Below are 21,011 nucleotides of genomic sequence, written 5' to 3'. Positions count from 1 at the left end.
ACATCAGTCTGAGAAACGTTAGTGCAGATGGGTCCATAAGCTTCGGCTTGTGTGCTGTGCTGTCACCGAATCGTTTAGCAGACGGAAGTCTGAGGGCACACAAGCCCTTGGAAGCCCCGTCTGTAGTGCATCAGCACTTAGGCGGGGAGGTTCACTCCGCGGCAATATCTGCTGATAAATTCTTCGTCTCTCATTCTCCTTAAGATACCTTTTTCTGAAGATCAGCTATATTCACAGCCATCCGGCGGCAGATGATGGAAGAATGACCACACGAATGGCAAGGTAATCAGCGAAGAGATTGCTTCCGAAACTGCCTGGGCCATTTCCAGACCGCTCAATCCGAAACAGCTTGTGAAGATGATAATGACTGGTATCAGAACAATTCCGCTGCGCAGAGATGCCAGGAAGGTTGCTGTCTTTGAAATGCCAATCGACTGGAACAGCATATTCCCGTACATGGACATCGGCATGAACCAGAGCGACAAGCATTGCCATCTGAGTGCTACTCTTCCGATCGCAGTCACTTCCGGATCATCCCGGAAAATGCGGACCAGCGGTTCTGCATTCAGATAGCCGAGTACTCCGAGCCCCAGCATGATCACAAAGCCGGATTTCAGCGCATAGTCGAATCCCGCTTTCACTCTGCTGTAAAGCTTTGCGCCGAAATTGAAACCGCTGACCGGCTGGAAACCCTGACCGATGCCGATTGCGATGCAGAACAGGAAATTCACAAGGCGAGTACAGATCGAGATTGCCGCAATTGCCGCGTCTCCGTAAATTCCAGCATAGTTGTTCAGCACCATCGTGGAAACAGAATTAAGTCCCTGGCGAGCAAGGGAAGGCAGACCATCCTTGACGATTGTTTCCACCACGGAGAAACGATGAGTGAAATACCAGATGCTGAAACTGCTCTGTGTCTTTTTCTGCAGATACGGAATCAGCAGGATTCCCATCGAAATATACTGGGAAATCGTCGTGGACAGACCTGCTCCGGCAATGCCCATGCCGCATACTCTTACAAAATAGGCATCTCCGAAGATATTCAGAATTCCGCCCGCAGTAAGGCCGATCATCGCATAGAATGCTTTTCCTTCATAACGCAGGATATTATTCATGACGCAGCTTGATGTCATTGCCGGTCCGGCAATGAGAATATAGAACGCATACGTTCTGGAATACGGAAGAATCGTATCTGTGCTGCCCAGCAGTCTCATCAGCGGATCCATCCAGATCAGACCGACTGCCATGAAGATCAGCCCGGCAAGAATAGACAGATAGAAACTTGTGGAAGAAAACTCTCTGGCTTCCTTGATGTTCTTCGATCCGAGTCTTCTGGAAATATTGGAACCAGCTCCATGTCCGAACATGAATCCGAAGGCCTGGAAGATCGCCATGAGCCCGAATACTACCCCGGTTGCACCGCTGGCTGACGTTCCGATCGTTCCGACAAAGTACGTATCAGCCATGTTGTAGATATTCGTCACCATCATTGAGATGATCGTCGGAATACTGAGACCAAGGATCAGCTTTCCCACAGGCGTTTCCGTCATCCGGCGAAATTGTTCTTCTGCCTGCTTCTGATTCGTGCTCATCTGCTGACCCTCGCCCACGCTCTTGTTTCAAGCAGGTTCTTCAGCTCTTCCATTGTCCTTGCAATGCGCTCTGCTTCGCCGAGCGTTTCTTCTGCTCCATAGCCCCAGCTCACGGCAATGCATGGAATATCAATCGCATGAGCCCCGCGGATATCAGACAGCGTATCTCCGACCATGACTTCACGTCCGCTGCTGCCCGTCTGCTGCAGCAGATACCGCAGCACATCTGTTTTGCTTTCGCGGGAATGATCAAGACTCGCCCCGGCAATGCGGATAAAGTAGCGGGAAAGATCAAACCGATCCATAATTTCCTTTGCAAGAACTTCTGGCTTCGAGGTTGCCACATACAGCTGATACCCCTCGTTCTGAAGTTCTGAAAGCAATTCCGGAATGCCCGGATATACCTGATTCAGAAACTTTGACCCGTGTTCATTGTAATCAATCCGATACTGCCGGATCGCTTCATCTATCTGATCAGCCGGAATGCCGAACTGCGGGAACGTGACTGCCAGCGGCGGGCCGACAAACAGCCGCAGATGCTCCTCATCCGGGGCAGGTACCTTCATCTGCTCAAATGCATATTTCACGCTTTTCATGATTCCTTCCCCGGAATCCGTCAGCGTTCCGTCCAGATCAAACAGCACCGCGTCTTTCATGACAAGTCCCCTCTCTTCTGATGCAGAAACGATAATACAGCCCGCCTGAACATGCAAACAGAATTGCACGATTTCAGAAGACTCCCGATATAATAGGAACATGCCAGTGAAAAAGCAATCCCGGAATTTCTGGATCTATGTCCTGCTTGCATTCATTGCTGCAGTCGTTCTCCTGTTTGAGGTTTACTATCACTCAAGCCATACTGTCACCATGCATGCAGCGTGCGGTGCGGAAAATGCGCAGGAAGGAGATACCTATTATGTGTATCACCTCTACGGAAATCAAAGCCACATCAATGAGATCAGACTGGAAATCACAAGAAAAATCTCAGAAGAGGTCAGCAGAGATGAAGCTGCTGCTGCAGAACAGGCTATGGAGATCTCCGGGGAGAAGATCGAAGAAATCCGGAACTCAGAAGCTGTAACTGTTTCTTATGAAGTCACCAGCAAGGAGAAGGACCATCTGCTGCTTGTCACGATCACGATCCTGCCAGAGTATCTGGCTTCTTCTGATTACGATTATCTCAATGCCAACAACCTGATCCTGTTCGGAACCATCAGGTGGAATACCGTTACCATGCAGGAAGCTGCCGGAATCCTTTCTTCGGAAGATTCCCTCAGCTGCACCTTTGATTCCGATCTTTCAGAATACAAATAAAAGAGTTCCGGAATCCGGAACCCTCTGATCATTTCATTATTTCTCGTAGCCAGGCTTGCCGAGCAGATGGAACATATTCTTCTTGTAGATCTCAACACCAGGCTGGTTGAACGGATTGATATCCAGCATGTAGCAGGTCATTGCTGTTGCGATGAAGAAGAAATAGCAGAGATATCCGAAGCTGTATTCCTTCATATCCGGAACCGTGATGATCAGGTTCGGAACATTGCCGGACTCAACATGAGCCTGAAGCGTTCCTTCGCATGCCATCTTGTTAACCCAGTCTAGATTCTTCCCGGCCAGATAATTCATCTGGTCGCCATTCTGCGGATCACTCGGAATCGTGACATCCAGAGTGGGCTTCTCAACCTTGAAGATCGTCTCATACAGGACTTTGCTGCCCTGCTGGATGAACTGGCCCAGGGAATGCAGATCGGTAGAGAACGTTGCAGAATCCGGCAGGATGCCCTTTCCGTCTTTGCCCTCAGACTCACCGAGCAGCTGCTTCCACCACTCGCTGAGCATGCTCAGCTGCGGTTCATAGGTCACGAACATCTCGACATTGTAGCCCTGATTCTGCAGAATTCTTCTCGCAACTGCATAGCGGTATGCGGGATTCTTTTCCAGATCATCGGTATTCAGTTCCTGATAAGCAGCCAGCAGTCCTTCCATGACCTTGCGGATATCGATTCCCATCAGAGCCATCGGAACCAGGCCGACCGGAGTGATGACAGAATAGCGTCCGCCGATATCATCCGGAATCACGAAGGATTCATAGCCTTCCTGATCTGCCAGTGCCTTCAGCGTGCCTCTTGCCTTATCTGTTGTGGCAATAATGCGCTCCTTAGCACCCTCCTTGCCATACTTCTGGTCCATGAACTCTCTCAGCATGCGGAATGCCAGAGCAGTTTCAGTCGTGGTTCCGGACTTGGAGATGACATTGACCACAACATTCTTATCCTTGATGTGGCTGAGTACCTGGCTCATATACGTGCTGGAGAACGTGTTGCCTGCAAAGATGACTTCCTTGCCATTATCCGGATACAGACCATTGATCATCTCGATGGCGGCACGGGCGCCCAGATAAGAACCGCCGATTCCGCATACCACCAGCGTATCGAACTTGCCATCCAGCTTTTCAGCAAGCTTAACGATCCGTTCAAACTCATCCTTGTCATAATTCACTGGCCAGTCAACCCATCCGAGAAAGTCATTCCCGGCACCGGTCTTCTCGTGAATCATCTTGTGAATTCTGCTGACTTCATTCTGATAGGAACCGATATCTTCTTTCAGAAATCCGTGTGAAGCATCAAACTGCATTACCATCTGGTATCTCCTCCTTCTGCTTCTCTGATCCATTCCGGCATCTTTGCCGCAATTGAACTGAATCCCAGTTTCATCGGCGGCAGACTTGCCCGNCGGTTCATTGAACGATGATGTCCCCTCATCCTGGTACGATGCAAAGCTTTCAGAGAAAGCCTGGTCTGATTGGTCTTGGGATCATAATCTATGATCTTGACCTTCACGATATCTCCGACTTTCACGAATCGGCTGATATCGCGCACATATCCATCACTGATTTCTGAAATGTGAATCAGGCCGCTGGTATTCCGATCCAGTGCAACAAATGCACCATAAGGCTGAATGCCAGTGATCTTTCCTTCCACAATCTGTCCGGTCTGATAAGTCATCTTGCGTCCTTTCAACGAAGCCATTGTACCACACTGCATTTTTTCATGTGATATACTTCTCATGAGGTAATTCAGATGATCAAGACGATGTATCCTTTCTGGTCTGCAATTCTGTCGGCTGTGATTGCGCAGGTTCTGAAGCCGATTATTCATTATATTTCAAAGCATGAATGGAAACTCTCCCTGGTCAAAGCCAGCGGGGGCATGCCCAGTTCCCATTCCGCTCTCGTCACAGCCCTTGCGCTGTCCGTAGGCATCCAGGAACACTTCAGCTCCACGATCTTCGCAGTGACATTGACCTTTGCGGTTGTCGTAATCTATGATGCTGCAAATGTCCGCTACTACAGCGGCCAGAACATCAAAGTCACGCAGCAGCTGGTCAAAGATGTTCAGGACAACCTGCACACCAGGTTCCAGAACCCGATTTACAATATCAAGCTCAAAGACGTGCTCGGCCACAAATGGGTAGAAGTCGTTGCCGGCATGTTTCTGGGCGCAATGATTGCATTGCTGTTTCATTTCGGGTTATAAATGTGTGGTGAAAGAGGCAGAGCAATGAGTGAGAGCAAAACTGAGATAGATGAAACGGCAGCAGCGAAAGAATCTGCGCCGGCAGAAACAGCACCATCTCCGGATCTTCTGGAGAGAATCGAGAAAGTGATCAATAAGATCCGTCCGTATATCCAGCAGGATGGCGGCGACGTCCAGCTCGTTGATTATAAAGACGGGGTCGTGACAGTTCGCATGCTTGGCGCATGCGCCGGCTGCATGTCCATTGATTCCACGCTGACCGATGGCATTCAGGCAATCCTGATTGATGAGATTCCGGAAGTCAAAGAAGTCAAGCTGGATACCACATTCACTGGATATGGCGGCTTCGGCGGCGGCGATTATTCCTGGTACTGAACAGAATGCCTGCAGGAAAAACCTGCAGGTTTTTTTCCGGTCTTCCAGATTCTTTTCCCTGTTTCCGTAAAATCCGGAAATTTCCTCGAATTCCGGAAATTTCTCCGAAAAATGTAATAATTTTCCTGTTTTTTTGTAATTATTTGAATTTTTTCTTACATCACATTCCTTTTCTGATTGACTCACAGACCAAGGAAGACTTTAATAATCTGCATAACAGGGAGGAATCGAAATTATGGAAGCACCGTTTGAAGAATTCGGATCACTGGTATTCGGCGAAAAACAGATGCAGGAGCGTCTTCCAAAGCCGGTATATACCGCCTGGAAGAAAACGGTATCCAGCGAAGGGACACTGGACCGGCAGACTGCTGATTCAATTGCACACGCAATGAAACGCTGGGCTCTCGAAAATGGAGCAACCCATTATACTCACTGGTTCCAGCCGCTGACTGGCGCAACTGCTGAAAAGCATGACGCCTTCGTAGAACCAGGACCTGATCATGAACCGATCACGCATTTCTCAGGCAAGAACCTGATCAAAGGTGAGCCTGACGCTTCCAGCTTCCCGAGCGGAGGCTTAAGAGCAACGTTTGAAGCAAGAGGCTATACCTACTGGGATGTAACCTCACCAGCTTTCATCAAAGATGGCGTGCTCTGCATTCCGACTGTATTCGTCTCCTATAATGGCGAATCGCTCGATAAGAAAGATCCGCTTCTGAAGTCCATCAAGGCTCTCAGCGATGCAGCAACCAAGGTCGTCAACCTGCTTGGCGAAAAAGACGTCCGTTCCTGCAAGCCTTATGTAGGACTCGAACAGGAATACTTCCTGATTGACCGCAAGTACTTTGAAGAACGTCCGGATCTGCGCCTGACTGGCAGAACTCTGTTCGGTGCTCCGGCAAGCAAGGGCCAGGAACTCAGCGATCATTACTTCGGATCCATCCCGACCCGTGTTGCGGAATTCATGAAGGATGTCAACAAGGAACTCTGGAAGCTCGGCATCTATGCCAAGACCGAACATAATGAAGTCGCCCCTTCCCAGTTCGAACTTGCCCCGGTATTCTCCGAAGCAAATACAGCTGTCGATGACAACCAGCTCACCATGGACATTCTCCGCAAAACTGCAGAGAAGCATGGACTTGCATGCCTGCTCTATGAAAAGCCATTTGATGGCATCAACGGATCCGGCAAGCATAACAACTGGTCCATTCTGACCGACAATGGATCCAACCTGTTTGCACCTGGTGAAAAGCCAGCTGAAAACATCCGTTTCCTGACCTTCATCTGCGCATTCATCCGGGCAGTTGATGACAATGCTCTGCTGCTCCGCATGAGCGCAAGCTCCGCAGGAAATGATCACCGTCTCGGTGCGAACGAAGCTCCGCCGGCAATCATCTCCGTATATCTCGGCTCTTACATTGAGCAGATCCTCTATGGTCTCTATATGGAGCATCCTTCCCAGAGCAAGAACCGCGAAGCTACACCGACCGAGTTCAACCCGATCAGCGGTCTGTCCTACATTCCGCATGACAACACCGACCGCAACCGTACTTCCCCGGTTGCCTTCACCGGCAACAAGTTCGAGTTCCGCATGCTCGGCTCCTCGATGTCTGCAGCAGTACCGAACATCGTTCTCAACAGCATCATGGCAGAATCTCTGAATGAGATTGCTGAAGAACTCGAAGGCATCAAGTATCTGCAGGATGTCCGTGCAAAGGCACTTGATATCTGCCGCAACATCATCCACGATCATAAGCGCATTCTCTTCTCCGGTGACGGCTATTCCTCCGAATGGGTCAAGGAAGCGAAGCGCCGCGGACTCCCGAATGTACGTTCCTTCGTGGAATCCATCGAAGTCCTCGAAGACAAGAAGACCGTGAAGATGCTGACAGACCTCGGTGTCTATACCGAGAAGGAACTGGCAGCCCGCGAAGAAATCTATCGTGAGCAGTACATCAAGCAGATCGGCATCGAAGTCCGCACGCTGCTCTCCATGACCAGAAAAGATATTCTGCCGGCAATGACTGCAGATCTGAAGTTCTACTCTGACGCTGACGCTGCAGCAGGCAAGGCTGCTCCGGCTTACCTCAAAGCAAGAGTCACAGAGCTCAGCGAGCTCATCGATGAAACCTACAAGGCTTCTGAAATGCTGGAAAAGGACTTCACCGAAGTCAATGCAGCAGGCATCACCAAAGAAGCAGGCAAGAAGATGTACTATGACATCTGCCCTGAAATGGAAAAAGTACGCTCCTTCATCGATAAGTATGAAGTCATCGCTACTCCTGATAACTACAAGCTTCCGACTTACGAAGATATGCTGTTCTCTCTGTAATAATGATTCTTAATGACCTCCCTCCTGAGAAAAGCCGTGCGATCATCCGCACGGCTTTTCCTTGTTATTATTTAACTGATGCTGCTGCCTCTTTCAGAATTCTGATTACTGTATCAGGACCGCTCCTGTTAGGATTGATCCGGATCATCCGCTCTCCTAAAGAAGGATCACTCTTCAGAACAGTACCGCTGCAGCGATAGAACATCGGCGCAAGCTCATACTTTGACTCTGCGCCAACCGGATTCGGAAGTGCTCCGAGCTTTTCAGCTTCCTTCAGTACCGCATGTGCAATTGGCTGATCAAATTCCACCAGAAGCACCTTGGACTGAGAATTTGCAATGAATGCATTCCTCACTTCCGGAACTTCATGATTCTGGAGACGGCGGAGAATTTCTTCGTCGCTTTCCGCCTGCACTGCCAGCAGAACCGGCGCAGTTACAAGTCCTCTGAGAACATCCATTGCTTCATGTCCCTGCGTCTGTGAGCCGCCGGAATAATGCATCTTGCGGATGATGCGGATATACTTCTCACGCCCGACAATGCAGCCGATTCCTTCCGGCCCCTGCAGCTTGAAGGTAGAGAAGCAGGAAAGGTCACTTCCCAGTTCTGCTCCGATGGAATGAACTTTCATCACTGCATAGTTATCATCGGTGACAATCGGAATGTCTTTCTCTTTCCGGATTGCCTTCAGTACTTCCGCAATGTCATAGGAATCATCCAGTTTCTGACGCGAATACTGAACCAATGCAGCATCGATATCCGGATTAGCTTCCATGACTTTGTGAATACTGCCCAGATCATTGAAATCAGCTTCAACCGGAACAAGGCCGAACATTTCAAACGAGGTTGCGGTTGTGGAATAGACCGGTGCTTTATGAACCAGAATCTTTCCCCCAGGATGAATCACCGAAGACAGTGCATAGCGGATTGCATTCGTGCCGCTGCCTCTGACCAGGATGCAGTCTTCGGTATGAAAGAACTCTGCAATTGCCTGTTCTGCCTTCCGGGTTGTAACCGGCATGTTGTTCTGCTGATTTACTCCCAGATCTCCTCGTGAGAGACTTTCTGTTCCCGTGAAATGATGCGTGATGCATTCCACCATGCGGAACTGTTTTTCTTCTGCTTCACGCAGACTGATACTTTCCAGTGGATAGGTTTTCATTTTGCCTCCCTCAGTCGATCTGGTATTCATCCAGGAAATAGTTGTTCAGATTCAGGAAATAGCGTTCAATCAGTTCATCATGAATCTCCGGGAAAGATTCTGCTGCCTCTAGCATGCATGCAATCTTCTCCGGCACGGATTCGCACATCAGAAGCACTGCCATTCCAAGCCCCTTCTGAGGAATCGCCAGCGCAGTTGCCCCGGCAATATTGCAGACCCGGACATATCCTTTGCAGGACTTCTTCTGAATTTCTCTGGTGCGCTCATCGAAATGTCCGAACAGAGAGTCTCCGAATCCTTCCAGATCAATCGGTCCCTCTGTAACAACCATCACATCGCACTTCGAAAGCTGTTCTCTGAGATAAGGGACAAGCTCTGATCTTGGAGCGAGCGGATCCATGACTGAAACCACTTCCGACTCCAGTCCTTCATACTCCTGATCCGAAAGAACTTTTCCGCAATGAGCCCCAGCCTCAATACCGATGGAACAGGATATAGCCTTCAGAAGAATCTCTCTTCTCCTTGCCATGAAACCGATGGAAGAAGGCGCAGTCATTCCATCCGTATTGGGCTTCAGAGGGCCGCACACCCGATCTTTTTCAATCAGTTTAGAAATGAACCCATAAATATTCACGGAGATTGCAGGTGCAAGAACCGAGCCTCCGCCATCATTTCCGATGCCAAGATCATTGATTCCTGCAAATACATTCACTGCAGTTCCGGAACTGGAGCCAGACATCACATGTCCGGAGATCGGATTGATCAGCTGCGTGTCCACAGCCCGGCCGGCTAATTGCGACTTCTTATCGATCGTATGCAGACCGAATCCATACTTCTCAAGCTTGTGCATGAGAGAATTCGGAATCGTCGCAGTATTCTTGATGCCCGTGAGAATCGAATCCGGAGAAGGTTCCAGAACCCGGACGACTGAACCATATGGATTCAGCAATGCCACCCGATGCTGGAGTTCATACGTCTCTTTCATCAGTCTTCGCGCTCTCCGAGATGATTGAACTGCCCGATGATTCTCGGATTTCCCGAAGACAATCCTTCCACCACTGCAACTCTGCTTCTGGTCACAAAGATCTGCGTCCGGAAGCACATGATTGCAGTATCTCCGACTGCTGCATTTCTGCCTAATTCAAAATGATAATCAATAGAATCATTATCAGGTGCAGAAACAGGGATCAGCTGTGCATTCTCAGAAGAAATACCTACCAATGCCGAAGCAAGATGGCCTCTTCTGTAATGTCCACCGCCATAGCAGTATGCATGGTCTTCATAGTTATGAGAAACTTCTGTCACATAAGCATATCCGACCCGCTCCGGCTGATTGCTTGCAGCATGCAGCGGAGTAGTACCGGTCAGACCATGACCTGGCTCTGCATTGTTTCCGCCCAGTTCATGAACAAGACTCATTGATGCACAGCAGTTTGCACTCGGAACATTCACCACATAATCTTTCAGCCCATGTGCCTCAGCAATCGCTCTGGCACGATTCATTGCTTTCATATTTGCGGTCGGGACAATCGCATGCTGTTCTGCATCATAGAGCAATGCAGGAAATACCGTGAGCCCTCCGAAGCAGACATGATCCAGGGAATCAATTTCCTTCAGAACATCTTCCAGACGATCTGAATGGAAGCCAGCAATCTGTCCGCTGTAAAGTTCGCTGTCATCATCGGTGATCCGGATCAGCAGAGGCTGTACCATGTTAAGTCTTTCAGCCGCCTCATTGATTTCACGGATTTTCTCCAGTGAATAAACAGTTACCACACGAGGATGCGAAGCAAGAATCTCAGGCAGTGCAGCCTTAGGCGTCTGAACCAGATGGCCGACATTGCCGATCGGAATCTGGTTTCGGATCATCGTTATTGCCTCGATGAAGTCTACGCATACCGCCCCTTCATACCCGATCTCCATCAGCCGTTTCGCAACGATAGGATTTCTCCCGATCTGCTTCAGCATGAAGAACAGATGTACCTGATTCTTCTGTGCTTCCTCCAGAATCTTCTGAGCATTGTCCGTAATCGTATCAAGATCCAGGAGATAGGTATCCGGAAGAATCAGACCATTCTGATGTGCATAGAACCCATAATCCAGAAGTGCCGGGTTATTTTCTTTCAGTTTTGTCAGAAACATCCGGATCACTTCCAGTTCTTGTTATTCAGAATTCTGGCAGGATTCTCCGTCAGAAACTTATGGAGCACTTCATCCGTGACTCCAGCCTGCTTCATCAGCGGAACGACGGAATTCATCACCGCAGTATATCCCCACTGCCCCGGATAGGTAGAAAAGTAAGTCCGGCGGGAAACATCATTTGAGAATACGAGATGATCCGCATAGCCCTCATCCGCAATGATCTTTGCGTTTGCGGCCCGCTTCTCATCCGGCATATAGGCAGATTTTCCGCATGTATCAAAAGCAATATTCACACCGCGCTTCAGAAGATTGCGATGATATTCCGGATCATCCACTAGATCCTGATGACCGATCACCACTTTATCCGGGTCCATTCCTTCAGAAAGGAGAATATCAACAGTCTCCTGTGCTGTAACCGGACCGGTATGCGTGGATACCGCACAGCCGGTACGCACAGCAGCTCTTCCGGCAGCGATCAGGCACTTTCTTTCTTCCTCCGTGAATCCGTCTTTCGAAGAAGCAATCTCAGCGATGATGCCTGCTTTCACGCCTGTATCTCCGATGCCTTCAGTCAGTTCCTTCACATAGATGTCTGCGATTTCATCCGGAGTGGCATCTCTGAGAAATGCCGGGTGAAACGGCTGCAGATAGAAACCTGTTGAGCAGACAATCTTCAGACCTGTATCTTCGGAAATCTGCTTCAGCTTTGCTGCATCGCGGTCCAGATCAATCGTGGAAACCTCAACTGCCGCTTTCACGCCGAAGCCCATCATCTTCCGGATCTCCGGTTCCACTTCTTCACACGTATCGATACGTGAGAATCCATCATGGCGAACTTTATCCAGGTTGACGATGAAATGCTCATGCATCATTGTCAGTCCAAGATCTTCTTCAGGAATATCTCCCAAAACGGTACGAATCATTTCAAATCCCTCCTGTAGTCAATAAACGGCATCTTCCGGACAAGCAAGCCATCAGATGCCGTTTCTGCTGAATCTGTTTATTCCGGCTTACCGGATGTCTTATCTACAAGTGCCTGTACAATTACCGGGACAACCTTCTCGGTATGTGACTGCACATACCCGAACGCCTTATGATTTCCAGCGTAGATCAGATGCCGGATCTGCTCAGGCTTCGGCATGTTTCCCTGCCGGGTAACAACGAGGCAGTTTCCATAGCCGAGCACTGCAATTGCAGTTGCCAGCGATCCGCCGCCGCCAGTCATGCAGGAGCCAAGATAGAAATCAACTTCTCCCTTCTTTACCTTCCGGGCAGCGATGGAATCAGGATCTTCAAGCACTTCTACTTCCGGGAACTTCTGCTTGATAATGTTCGCAGTTTCCTTGCTGGATAATCCGCAGCATTCAATTTTCATAACATTCTCCTTTCAGGATTCAGGCAGCTAATACGATCCACCCGAATGCGATGAAGATATTATACAGAATACCTACACAAGCTGCAGACAGCGGCCCGATAGCCGTACGCGGAATCTTCTGGCCAAGCAGTTCATTCATCAGATAAGCACCGCCGACCATCATGATGCCGATGCCGCCCCAGGTAGCATTAGCAGCAAGGAATGAGCCGCAGAGAAGAGCAAGATTCAGAGTTTCTACCATTGCATTCCGGATATGATCGCCAGATCTGGAAAGTTCCGGATAACGGGACAGCCATTTGCCAAGCAGGCCGAGCAGCTGGAGTTCAATGAATTCAACTGCAAATCCGAAGATCGGAGCAAGCCACCAAGTCGGTGCAAGACGTCCGACCAGCATGCAGGTTGTAAGACCAACAGCCTGATAGACACCAGTAGAAAGAGCAGTGGAGACAATCAGCGGAATGAAAGCGATGATGACACCGACCATTGCGATATAGAATGCACTGTAATCACCGCCGATGACACACGGAGCAAGAATATACGGCTGATAAGCCATTGCCAGAGTACGGATGCCAAGTGCGTTCAGAGCACCCTGGATGCAGAGATATATCCAGTTGCTCTTGATGCGTTCAGCATTCTTCGAAAAGATGTTTTCCTGCTCTTCATCATTGATGGTTTCCTGGTTCTTGCTTGCCTTGACAGAGTAGACAACCAGGAAGATCATGCCAGCCAGCATAGCGAAGGAATACGGATACAGAGAAATGCTGACAGTGCCGATCGTGAGTTTGCCGATCAGAGAGCATGCAACATAAATCACTGCTTCCCAGATAGCCGTCTGCAGACCCTTCTTAGCTTCGAACTGATTTGCAATTGCAATTGCAGGATACAGAGCGAAGATCGGAAGAACCGGAGTCGTGATCTGAGTCAGATCATTGAGGAAGTTATACGGCAGCGCAGCAAATGCATTGTTGATCATGTTGGTGCCGAATGCAGCCAGGGCACCATATGCAGCACCGAGAATAATTGCTACGAAGCGATTCGGGGACCAGGCGCCGATGATATCAGTTGCAATCAGGATCAGATGTGCAGCGATCAGTCCGGTACCGATCCACTGAGTGAATCCGGCCAGAACCCATCCGACACCCATGCCGGTGACAACCGCCGCAAATTCCGGGCGGGTCATCCGTCCTTCAATGAATTCCGGGAATACCGGGCGGGCGCCATCGTTGAAGTTAGAAATTCCTTTATGAGCAAGAAGACTTGCCCATGCTGAGATCGCGATCAGAATGATTGCCCTGGTAGCTACCGGGAAATCGAAATTCTGAACAATCGTTGATGCTTGCTCTGCAAGTAATGGATACATGGATTATTTTCCCCTTCCTTTGTTATCAGATTCTTAAGCTGTTTCCGGCCACTCCCCGAGGTCTTTCAGTTTCTGAATCAGATTGTTCAGATGCAGAAGCACATAGTTTTTCTCTGTGCTGCTCAGAGGATTGACCATCACTTCCTGCATCTTATTGAGAATCTCCAGTGACTTCTGATAAGTCGGGAGCGCTGCAAGCTCCGCAAGGTTGTCTTCAGTCAGCGGAGGAACCTCCTCTTTTGTTGTATTGCGCATGCATGCCATGCAAAGATGTGCAATAAACGTGTCCGCATTTTCTTCACAGAGTTTCACGCCATACTCCTTCCGGAACATCTGAATGACATTCTTCACATCCTGAACATCCTGATCTTTTATCATATCGGCATCCCGATACATCTGGAGCCTTTCAGAAAAATCTGTTCTGCTCATTTCTTTTTCCTTTCTGTGCTTCTTTTCCGAAGAATCTGATCCCGTTCTTCTTTCGTCATTGCCCGATACGTCAGAGGTTTTCTCCATGCGGTCAGGCGAAGTGCAAGACCGTTAATGTAATTCAAGAGAATAATGGCGGCTGTAACAGAAATGAACATAACCAGAATCTTCCCGTTTTCTGACCAGTCCCACAGTCCGTAGCCCATTGCCGTAGCTATCACAAAAATAAGAAACGCTCCGCTGTGCTTCAGACGTTTTTCAGCTGCATCATCCAGAGTCATCATCTGCTGGCAATGCGGACACGTCTCAATTCTCTTCGGCTTGTCCGTCTGCCACTCAGTACCGCATCTCACACATTTCATATCTCAAAATACATTTTTTTGTATAATTAGATTATACATATCTGGAGTCCCAGAACAAGTACTTGAAGACGCTTTAACCGAAAAAATAACGATATTCCCGAAAAAAATCATAATTTCTTTCAGAAATCACGAATTTCCGCAAAACATGGCTCAGAATTCAGGCACATGCAGTCCATCAATTTTCCGTATTCCTGATCCAGGTTCCCTGCTCAGATAAATTTCCGGTCCTTTGAAAACACTTCCGCCATGTACCGGATCTTCTGCACAGAGTAAAGGACCATCAAGATCAATCTTGGTAATGCATGTTCTGCTGCATGCAAGATGCACAGCTGCATTCACTGAAACCTTGGCCTCAAGCATGCATCCAAGCATGCATGAAGCACCATATTTCTCTGCAAGATCCGTTATTTCCAGCGCATGATGAATTCCACCGGTCTTCATCAGTTTGATATTCACAAGATCCGCACAGTGATTCCGGAAAATATACTCTGCCTGATCTGGCGAAAAGCACGATTCATCCGCAGCAATCGGAATAGGCGAACGTGCCGTAACAAATGCCATTCCATCCAGGTCATCAGCTTTCACCGGCTGTTCTGCCAGTTCCAGATTGATTCCCTTCTTCTGCATTTCTTCCAGAATTGAAACTGCCTGTTCCGGCGTCCATGCCTGATTGGCATCAATCCGGATCGCAATATTGCTTCCGACAGCATTGCGGACAGCTGCCAGTCTCTTGGTATCAAGTTCAGGATCAATCCCTGCTTTTACTTTCAGTGTCCGGAAACCGCGTCTGATTCCTTTTTCTGCATCCTCTGCCATAGTCTCCGGATCATTGACGGAAATCGTGAGATCTGTTTCCAGCATCTCCCGCTTCCTGCCGAGGATCTCAGCAACGGATTTTTCTTTCAGCTGGCCATAGAGATCATACAGAGCAATATCAGCACAGGCTTTGGAACTGGTATGATGTTCCATGCATGCATCAAGCGCCCGGAAGCACCCGGATAAATCCTCAATCTCCCGTTTCATCAGAGCACTTCTGATCGGGCCATTCAGATCCGCGCAGATCGTTTCCAGGGTTTCGCCTGTGATGGCTTTTGTCGGAGGCGCTTCTCCATAGCCGACATTTCCGGTATCGGTATGCAGTTCCAGAATCACATCCGTGAGCTGATCCACTCTGCGAAGGGCCGTGATAAACGGTGTTCTCAGAGGAACATCAAGAAGATATATTTTCAGGTCAGTGATTTTCATTCTTCGTTTCCGGATGCGTAACCGCCGATCAGATTCAGGTAAGACGTGCCATTTTCAGGTGCTGCTGCATGGAAATAATCGCAGCAGGTTGCGCCATTATCCGACATGGTCTTCCGGGTTCCGACATGCGCATTCTTCAATCCCTTCCGGTAAATCAGAAGCGGAACACACTCTCTGGTATGCCGGCTCGTACCAATATCAGGATCATTGCCATGATCTGCCTGAACGATGAGGATATCGTCTTCTCCAAGCAGAGGCAGCAATTCCGCAAGGCCTGCATCTGCCTGCTCAAGAACTTCTTTATAACGCGTGCTGTCCTGCGAATGCCCGGCAAGATCTGTTTCCTGGACGTTCGTGCAGATAAAGCCGCGGTCCATTTTCTTCACCGCATCAATCGTCAGCTGCATGCATTCCGGAGTCGGAACACAGGAGATACTTGTTCCTCCATCATTTGCCACGATATCCGCAACCTTTCCGATCAGAGTAACCGGAACACCTGCCTTCGTCAGAATTGTCGGAGCCTGAACGTTCTTATCAACCCCGTAGCCGAGGTGTCTGCACTGATACCCGTGTTCATAGCTCTTGGATTTGGCACTTGCAATTCCGATGAACTTTCCCTGGCGGATTTCTTCTGCATTGAACAGATCCTGCATGTTATTTCCGGTTCCGCCGAACACAATCACTCTTCCGACCGTAACAACCTGACGGACGAGTTCTGCGATCTCGCATTCCTTTTCAAACGAGATATAGTCAAGCGGTGCCGTGACGTTGTAGCACATACCGAGGTCTGCTTCGAGATTATCCGCAACCGTCACATAATCATCCGCAACAAGATAGCTCAATCCATGATGTGTGATGATCTCAACCTTATGCCCGTGGTCCTTCAGAATCTTTGCGACTGCATTTACGTGAGTCTGAAAAGGATCTACCGTCGGCTTCTTCGGAAGCGTCCCCATGATTTCCTGATGACCCATGAAGGTGTCTGCACCGAAATGCATCAGCTCGCTCTTTCCGTAATTGGCCTCCGGAGAAAACTTCATGAACTCACTTTCACTGCCATATGCATTCATCAGACCCAGTTTTTCCAGAGTAGGAAGCTTCAGATCCGGATGGTCCTTCAGAATACTGCGAAGCGTATTCGCCTTTTCATCGCCCGGTCTTACCACAGCCGCGTCAGGCATTGCTCCGATTCCGAATCCATCCAGCACGATAATGATAAATCTCTGTTTCATACTGATCCCCCATTTCAAGAAACCACTAAATACATAATTTTGTATTTTCATGACGATCATATTGCAGGTTCCATGAATTGTCAATTTTAAATAGTGCCTGGAATCCTTCCGGACCCCAGGCACTGGCTTTCAGAATTATGATTGGACAATTTCTCTTAGATCAGTAGCTCGGTGTCAGCGTGCCATTCTCAACCATTTTCTGCGTTGTGAGCACATCATCCACACTGACCATCTTCTTCAGAATGGAAACCATTTCCTCTCTGGCAGCATTCACGATCATCACTGCATTGGTATCTGAATCATGCATCTCAGAGATTTTGCGGTAATTGATCTTTGCCATCCGGTCTTTCACTTCATCCAGATTCCAGACTGTAGCATCAATTTCACCGCTCATCACTCTTCCCAGAAGAGAATTATATTCAACCGGAACAAGCTGAACCTCTTTATCTCCGCACGCCAGACGGACCATATTCTCCTGGTCAATGGAAGAACGATCGATTCCGATCTTCATTCCATCCTGGATAACATCGGCATCCGGATCATGGAAAATGATCACATGCGAACTGCAGTACGTCCCATTTCCGAATTCCACCACGATCCGCATATCTGGATCTTTCTTCTGGTACTCTTCCGCTGCATATTTCGAAACAATCGCGAAATCATAGCGATTTTCCATCACCATGCTGATCCGGTTCTTTGCACCGCGCATAAAGGATAGCGCAGCAGGAATGCCATACTGGTTCTCAAGACTTGAAATCAGTCCGGTAGCCAATCCTTCATACTTTTTTGAATAGGGCAGCGGCATCGCCCCGACAATTCCATTTACTCCGATAATCTGCAGCAGAAGGACAGTATTTTTCTGTCTCAGAAATGATCCCAGATGCCCCCGGTTCTCGAGGGTGATCGCATCTGAAGACTCCAGCGTCCTCATTCCATTCTGAATCGTTCCCCTGGCAATATTCAGCCGCTCGCTCAGCTCAGAAATTGTTGGTACTCTTTCACCCGACTCATAGCAGAGAAATACCCGTGAGAGCGCAATCGCGGCCTGTCCGTTCTTTGAAAGCAATTTATCGAAGTATTCCATAACAACCTGCCTGACTACATCTTAGCATTAAGAAACCGATTTTGAAAGGCGGTCAGCTGTTCTTCCGTGATTCCATATTGGTCCAGGAAAAAGGCATTCCGATCAGCGTACTCTGCTTTAACCTTTTTCAGCATTGCTCTTCCCATGGACTCTTCAACACCATTCTCCATCTGCAGTTCATGGGCCAGAGAAGGATTCTTCTTCAGCTCTTCTTCATGGTCCATGAATGCATGTTCAATCCGGCTGCGGAATGATACATTAGAGTAGAGATAATCTTCCATCAGTTCATCTTCTCTGATTCCGAGCGCCATCAGCAGCAGAAAGCTCAGAGCACCAGTTCTGTCTTTTCCGGTTGCGCAATGAAACAGCAGCGGCAGATGCCCTCCCTCCTGCAGCAGAATCCAGAGAAACTCGAACGCCTGGTTATGAAACATCATATTCAGATACAGATCCTTCATATGATCTGAAAGATCCTGGTCTCCATGAACCATGCGACGGATCCCTTCCGGAGAATAATCCACTCCGGCATCGTTCACATCACGCATCCCGCTTACCCGGAAATATTCCATCTCATCCGAAGGAATCGGGTCAGGATCCTCATATACTTCATAATCCGTTCTGAGGTCCAGAATCGTATGTACATTTAAGCATGCAAGCTCATGAAGCTCCTGCTCATTCCAACGAGAAAGATTCGAAGAGCGATAGAAAACTCCGCTCCGGAGGACTCTCCCGTCTTCCGTCTGATATCCCCCGAGATCTCTGAAATTGATCTCAGGCCTCATTACTTTATCCAGTATCATATTTTCCTTCTACATTTTCTGAATTTCCGGATCATAGTCCACGACCCGATCCGTTTCCCTGCATACCGCAAACCAGATCTTCGTGCCGTCTTCACCTGGCTCCGGACTTGTTTCTTCCAGCTGCAGCGGACGGAAGCCGAGGTGCTTCATGATCTCTGCATTTCTCAATCTGGCCGGTTCGTCCTTTTCCATCGAATAATGATATTCTTCCTCTTTAGCATCCGGACCATAGCAGGCAATATCCGGATCCAGAGAAATCACCTGATAGAGAGATGTACTGCCCTCTGAAGTTCTGAGAGCCGCTTCCTTCATCATCTCCATCATCGTCCGGAATATGCCATTCCTTCTGATTTCCTCTGTCACGTACGCATTACAGAACAGAAGAACTTCTCCATTTTTTTCAGACGGAGTTCCACCCGGAGGATACGGGCAGTCATCAAAGAACATCTGCGACACAATATAATGCTCCAGATACATCCAGTCCGACTCCTCGCTGCAGAAGTCATAGAGTTCTCTGCTTTCTAGCAGAGAACCGACGGTACAATGCAATGCCGAGCAATCCGCAAGGATCTGATTCCGGCGGAAAGCTAAGAGAACCATCCGTTCAAGATCCTCTCTCTCCTGCCAGCAGAACAGCAGATAGTCGAGGTCTTCTCTGCTCTCGAGCACAGAATACAGAACTCCTTCCTGATACTTCTTCATCAGAGTCTGAATCGGTTCCGGTCCATAAGAACCAAGCAGATCCATTGCCTGCTGAAGCAGTTCTTCCTTACGATTCATTTCTGCTCCTCATGCGGAATCTCGATCTTCTCAATCCGGAGCTTTCCTTTCTTCACATACCCGACTGCCATCGTGATCGGCTGCGAGAACCTCCGCGGTCCGCAGCTGCCCGGATTCAGAAAGGTCTGATGTTTCTTCTCAATCAGTTCATACTTATGCGAATGCCCATAGATGATCAGATCAAAGTCTTTCAGATCTTCCGGAAGGTCTTTCTTCTTATGCGCTATGCAGATGGAAAGACCGGCAATCCGGAGATTCAGAATCTCCGGCATTCCTTCTGCCCATTCTTTGTCATTGTTTCCTCGTACCGCATAGACCGGTGCGATTTTCTGCAGCTCCTGCAGAATTTCCGGTTTTGAGATATCTCCGCCATGGAGAATGACCTGGCAGGAAGACAGTTCTGCCAGAACTTCCTTGCGAAGCAGGTTATGCGTATCAGAAATAATGCCGATCTTCAGTTCTTCCGCCATGTCCGAAGTTTCCTTTCTGCACCATATACTGCAATGAGCCATACCAGCATCAGCAGACACAATCCCGGAATATAGCCCTGTGGTCCGAATACTGCCGTGATCTGATCCAGGGGCGGAACAGGTTCATTGAGAAACATGAAATTCGTTCCGAAGTGCACATTGAAATAGTAAAGAGGAATGCACACTGCAGCCAGATACACTGCCTCATACCACATATGCCTAAACGCCAGATGAACCTCTTTATGGCGGTAGATCAGAAGCGGATACAGCACGAACGTGAAGTGCGTGGCATAATTCATCAGATTCATGAAGCTGAACAGCGGATATTCCGTCCAATCCGGAAACAGCACTGCCGCAATCGCTCCTGGAAGATTCAGCGTGACTGCAATCTCCCCGAGAAATGCTTTTCCTTTCTTCCCGCAGCAGAATTCCCGGATCAGATAGATGAAGATCGCCTGCCCGCAGAGATGAAAGGGAAGATGCTCGATCCGGAAGACTCCGATGGAGACCAGATAGAAATCCCGGGTTCCTTGCATGCATGCGCAGGCAATTGCCGCCCTTCGGATCATCTTCTGTTTCTGTGCTTCGGTCTTCTGATCAAAGTGATGGCAGAACACGTATTGCAGCGAAAAGAAAACAATCAGACACAGCAGATGCGCCAGGCTGTACTGCCCGTATCCGCTGCCCTCGGTCAATTGCGTTTCATAAGTCCAGAAGTCTTCCATACTTTGCAAA

23 protein-coding genes are annotated in these 21,011 nt (G+C 48.8%); 4 read left to right on the top strand and 19 right to left on the bottom strand.

Features of this window, described 5'->3' with window-relative positions:
* Window positions 1-221 precede the first annotated feature (221 nt).
* Window positions 222-1,592 carry an MATE family efflux transporter gene (locus FYJ51_RS02385; protein ID WP_154502788.1) on the bottom strand — a complete coding sequence of 457 codons (1,371 nt, stop codon included), beginning with the start codon at window positions 1,590-1,592 and terminating at the stop codon, window positions 222-224.
* Entirely contained in the window at window positions 1,589-2,248 is a 660-nt protein-coding gene (locus FYJ51_RS02380; RefSeq protein WP_167836450.1) for an HAD-IA family hydrolase, read from the bottom strand. Before FYJ51_RS02380 ends, FYJ51_RS02385 begins: the two co-directional genes overlap by 4 nt.
* A gap of 106 nt (window positions 2,249-2,354) precedes the next feature.
* Between FYJ51_RS02380 and FYJ51_RS02375 the strand changes: the two genes are divergently transcribed.
* Window positions 2,355-2,906 carry a hypothetical protein gene (locus FYJ51_RS02375; RefSeq protein WP_135358151.1) on the top strand — a complete coding sequence of 184 codons (552 nt, stop codon included), beginning with the start codon at window positions 2,355-2,357 and terminating at the stop codon, window positions 2,904-2,906.
* A 36-nt stretch (window positions 2,907-2,942) separates the two neighbouring features.
* Here the strand turns inward: FYJ51_RS02375 and FYJ51_RS02370 are convergent, their stop codons facing one another.
* Complete coding sequence (locus FYJ51_RS02370; RefSeq protein ID WP_154502785.1) at window positions 2,943-4,232, bottom strand: glucose-6-phosphate isomerase; 1,290 nt, start codon at window positions 4,230-4,232, stop codon at window positions 2,943-2,945.
* Window positions 4,226-4,597, bottom strand: a complete 372-nt coding sequence (locus FYJ51_RS02365) for a CvfD/Ygs/GSP13 family RNA-binding post-transcriptional regulator (RefSeq protein ID WP_105303046.1) — start codon at window positions 4,595-4,597, stop codon at window positions 4,226-4,228. The genes FYJ51_RS02370 and FYJ51_RS02365 overlap by 7 nt, the downstream gene beginning before the upstream one ends.
* Window positions 4,598-4,672: 75 nt before the next feature.
* Here FYJ51_RS02365 and FYJ51_RS02360 point away from each other — a divergent pair, with 75 nt between their 5' ends.
* From FYJ51_RS02360 to FYJ51_RS02350, 3 genes are all read left to right on the top strand, one after another.
* The gene (locus FYJ51_RS02360; RefSeq protein WP_105303045.1) at window positions 4,673-5,128 is read left to right on the top strand and encodes a divergent PAP2 family protein; all 456 of its coding nucleotides are present in this window, start codon (window positions 4,673-4,675) and stop codon (window positions 5,126-5,128) included.
* 24 nt (window positions 5,129-5,152) lie between these two features.
* Window positions 5,153-5,503 (top strand): NifU family protein, encoded by a 351-nt coding sequence (locus tag FYJ51_RS02355; protein WP_105303044.1) that lies wholly within the window; start codon window positions 5,153-5,155, stop codon window positions 5,501-5,503.
* 235 nt (window positions 5,504-5,738) lie between these two features.
* Window positions 5,739-7,835 carry a glutamine synthetase III family protein gene (locus tag FYJ51_RS02350; RefSeq protein WP_154502782.1) on the top strand — a complete coding sequence of 699 codons (2,097 nt, stop codon included), beginning with the start codon at window positions 5,739-5,741 and terminating at the stop codon, window positions 7,833-7,835.
* Window positions 7,836-7,902: 67 nt separating this feature from the next.
* On the opposite strand, the gene FYJ51_RS02345 is transcribed toward FYJ51_RS02350, so the two are convergent.
* The 15 genes from FYJ51_RS02345 to FYJ51_RS02275 form a co-directional block, all read right to left on the bottom strand.
* Window positions 7,903-8,997, bottom strand: coding sequence for an aminotransferase class V-fold PLP-dependent enzyme (locus FYJ51_RS02345; RefSeq protein WP_154502779.1), 1,095 nt, complete (start codon window positions 8,995-8,997; stop codon window positions 7,903-7,905).
* 10 nt (window positions 8,998-9,007) lie between these two features.
* Window positions 9,008-9,982: an amidase family protein gene (locus FYJ51_RS02340; protein WP_154502776.1), complete on the bottom strand. Its 975-nt coding sequence runs from the start codon at window positions 9,980-9,982 to the stop codon at window positions 9,008-9,010.
* Window positions 9,982-11,139 (bottom strand): alanine racemase, encoded by a 1,158-nt coding sequence (locus tag FYJ51_RS02335; RefSeq protein WP_154502773.1) that lies wholly within the window; start codon window positions 11,137-11,139, stop codon window positions 9,982-9,984. The genes FYJ51_RS02340 and FYJ51_RS02335 overlap by 1 nt, the downstream gene beginning before the upstream one ends.
* Window positions 11,140-11,144: 5 nt before the next feature.
* Window positions 11,145-12,062 carry a phosphotriesterase family protein gene (locus tag FYJ51_RS02330; RefSeq protein ID WP_105303040.1) on the bottom strand — a complete coding sequence of 306 codons (918 nt, stop codon included), beginning with the start codon at window positions 12,060-12,062 and terminating at the stop codon, window positions 11,145-11,147.
* Window positions 12,063-12,139: 77 nt separating this feature from the next.
* Complete coding sequence (locus FYJ51_RS02325) at window positions 12,140-12,514, bottom strand: DUF2620 family protein (protein ID WP_105303039.1); 375 nt, start codon at window positions 12,512-12,514, stop codon at window positions 12,140-12,142.
* A 19-nt stretch (window positions 12,515-12,533) separates the two neighbouring features.
* Window positions 12,534-13,874 (bottom strand): YhfT family protein, encoded by a 1,341-nt coding sequence (locus FYJ51_RS02320; RefSeq protein ID WP_105303038.1) that lies wholly within the window; start codon window positions 13,872-13,874, stop codon window positions 12,534-12,536.
* 33 nt (window positions 13,875-13,907) lie between these two features.
* Window positions 13,908-14,252: a PRD domain-containing protein gene (locus tag FYJ51_RS02315; protein WP_205946126.1), complete on the bottom strand. Its 345-nt coding sequence runs from the start codon at window positions 14,250-14,252 to the stop codon at window positions 13,908-13,910.
* 47 nt (window positions 14,253-14,299) lie between these two features.
* Window positions 14,300-14,665, bottom strand: coding sequence for a hypothetical protein (locus FYJ51_RS02310; RefSeq protein WP_154502767.1), 366 nt, complete (start codon window positions 14,663-14,665; stop codon window positions 14,300-14,302).
* Between the two features lie 150 nt (window positions 14,666-14,815).
* Window positions 14,816-15,910 (bottom strand): dipeptide epimerase, encoded by a 1,095-nt coding sequence (locus FYJ51_RS02305; protein ID WP_154502764.1) that lies wholly within the window; start codon window positions 15,908-15,910, stop codon window positions 14,816-14,818.
* Window positions 15,907-17,142: a phosphopentomutase gene (locus FYJ51_RS02300; protein ID WP_105303034.1), complete on the bottom strand. Its 1,236-nt coding sequence runs from the start codon at window positions 17,140-17,142 to the stop codon at window positions 15,907-15,909. Before FYJ51_RS02300 ends, FYJ51_RS02305 begins: the two co-directional genes overlap by 4 nt.
* Window positions 17,143-17,302: 160 nt before the next feature.
* Complete coding sequence (gene yhfZ / locus FYJ51_RS02295) at window positions 17,303-18,226, bottom strand: GntR family transcriptional regulator YhfZ (protein ID WP_154502761.1); 924 nt, start codon at window positions 18,224-18,226, stop codon at window positions 17,303-17,305.
* Window positions 18,227-18,240: 14 nt separating this feature from the next.
* Entirely contained in the window at window positions 18,241-19,026 is a 786-nt protein-coding gene (locus FYJ51_RS02290; RefSeq protein WP_154502758.1) for a tyrosine-protein phosphatase, read from the bottom strand.
* Between the two features lie 9 nt (window positions 19,027-19,035).
* A complete protein-coding gene (locus FYJ51_RS02285; RefSeq protein ID WP_154502755.1) occupies window positions 19,036-19,806 on the bottom strand; it encodes a hypothetical protein in 771 nt (256 codons plus the stop codon).
* Complete coding sequence (locus FYJ51_RS02280; protein ID WP_105303030.1) at window positions 19,803-20,276, bottom strand: metallophosphoesterase family protein; 474 nt, start codon at window positions 20,274-20,276, stop codon at window positions 19,803-19,805. The genes FYJ51_RS02285 and FYJ51_RS02280 overlap by 4 nt, the downstream gene beginning before the upstream one ends.
* Complete coding sequence (locus tag FYJ51_RS02275) at window positions 20,261-21,001, bottom strand: YwaF family protein (protein WP_235897202.1); 741 nt, start codon at window positions 20,999-21,001, stop codon at window positions 20,261-20,263. The genes FYJ51_RS02280 and FYJ51_RS02275 overlap by 16 nt, the downstream gene beginning before the upstream one ends.
* Window positions 21,002-21,011 lie beyond the last annotated feature (10 nt).

The organism is Stecheria intestinalis (genome assembly GCF_009696165.1).
Lineage (GTDB): Bacteria > Bacillota_I > Bacilli_A > Erysipelotrichales > Erysipelotrichaceae > Bulleidia > Bulleidia intestinalis.
This window is presented reverse-complemented; position numbering and strand designations above follow the sequence as displayed.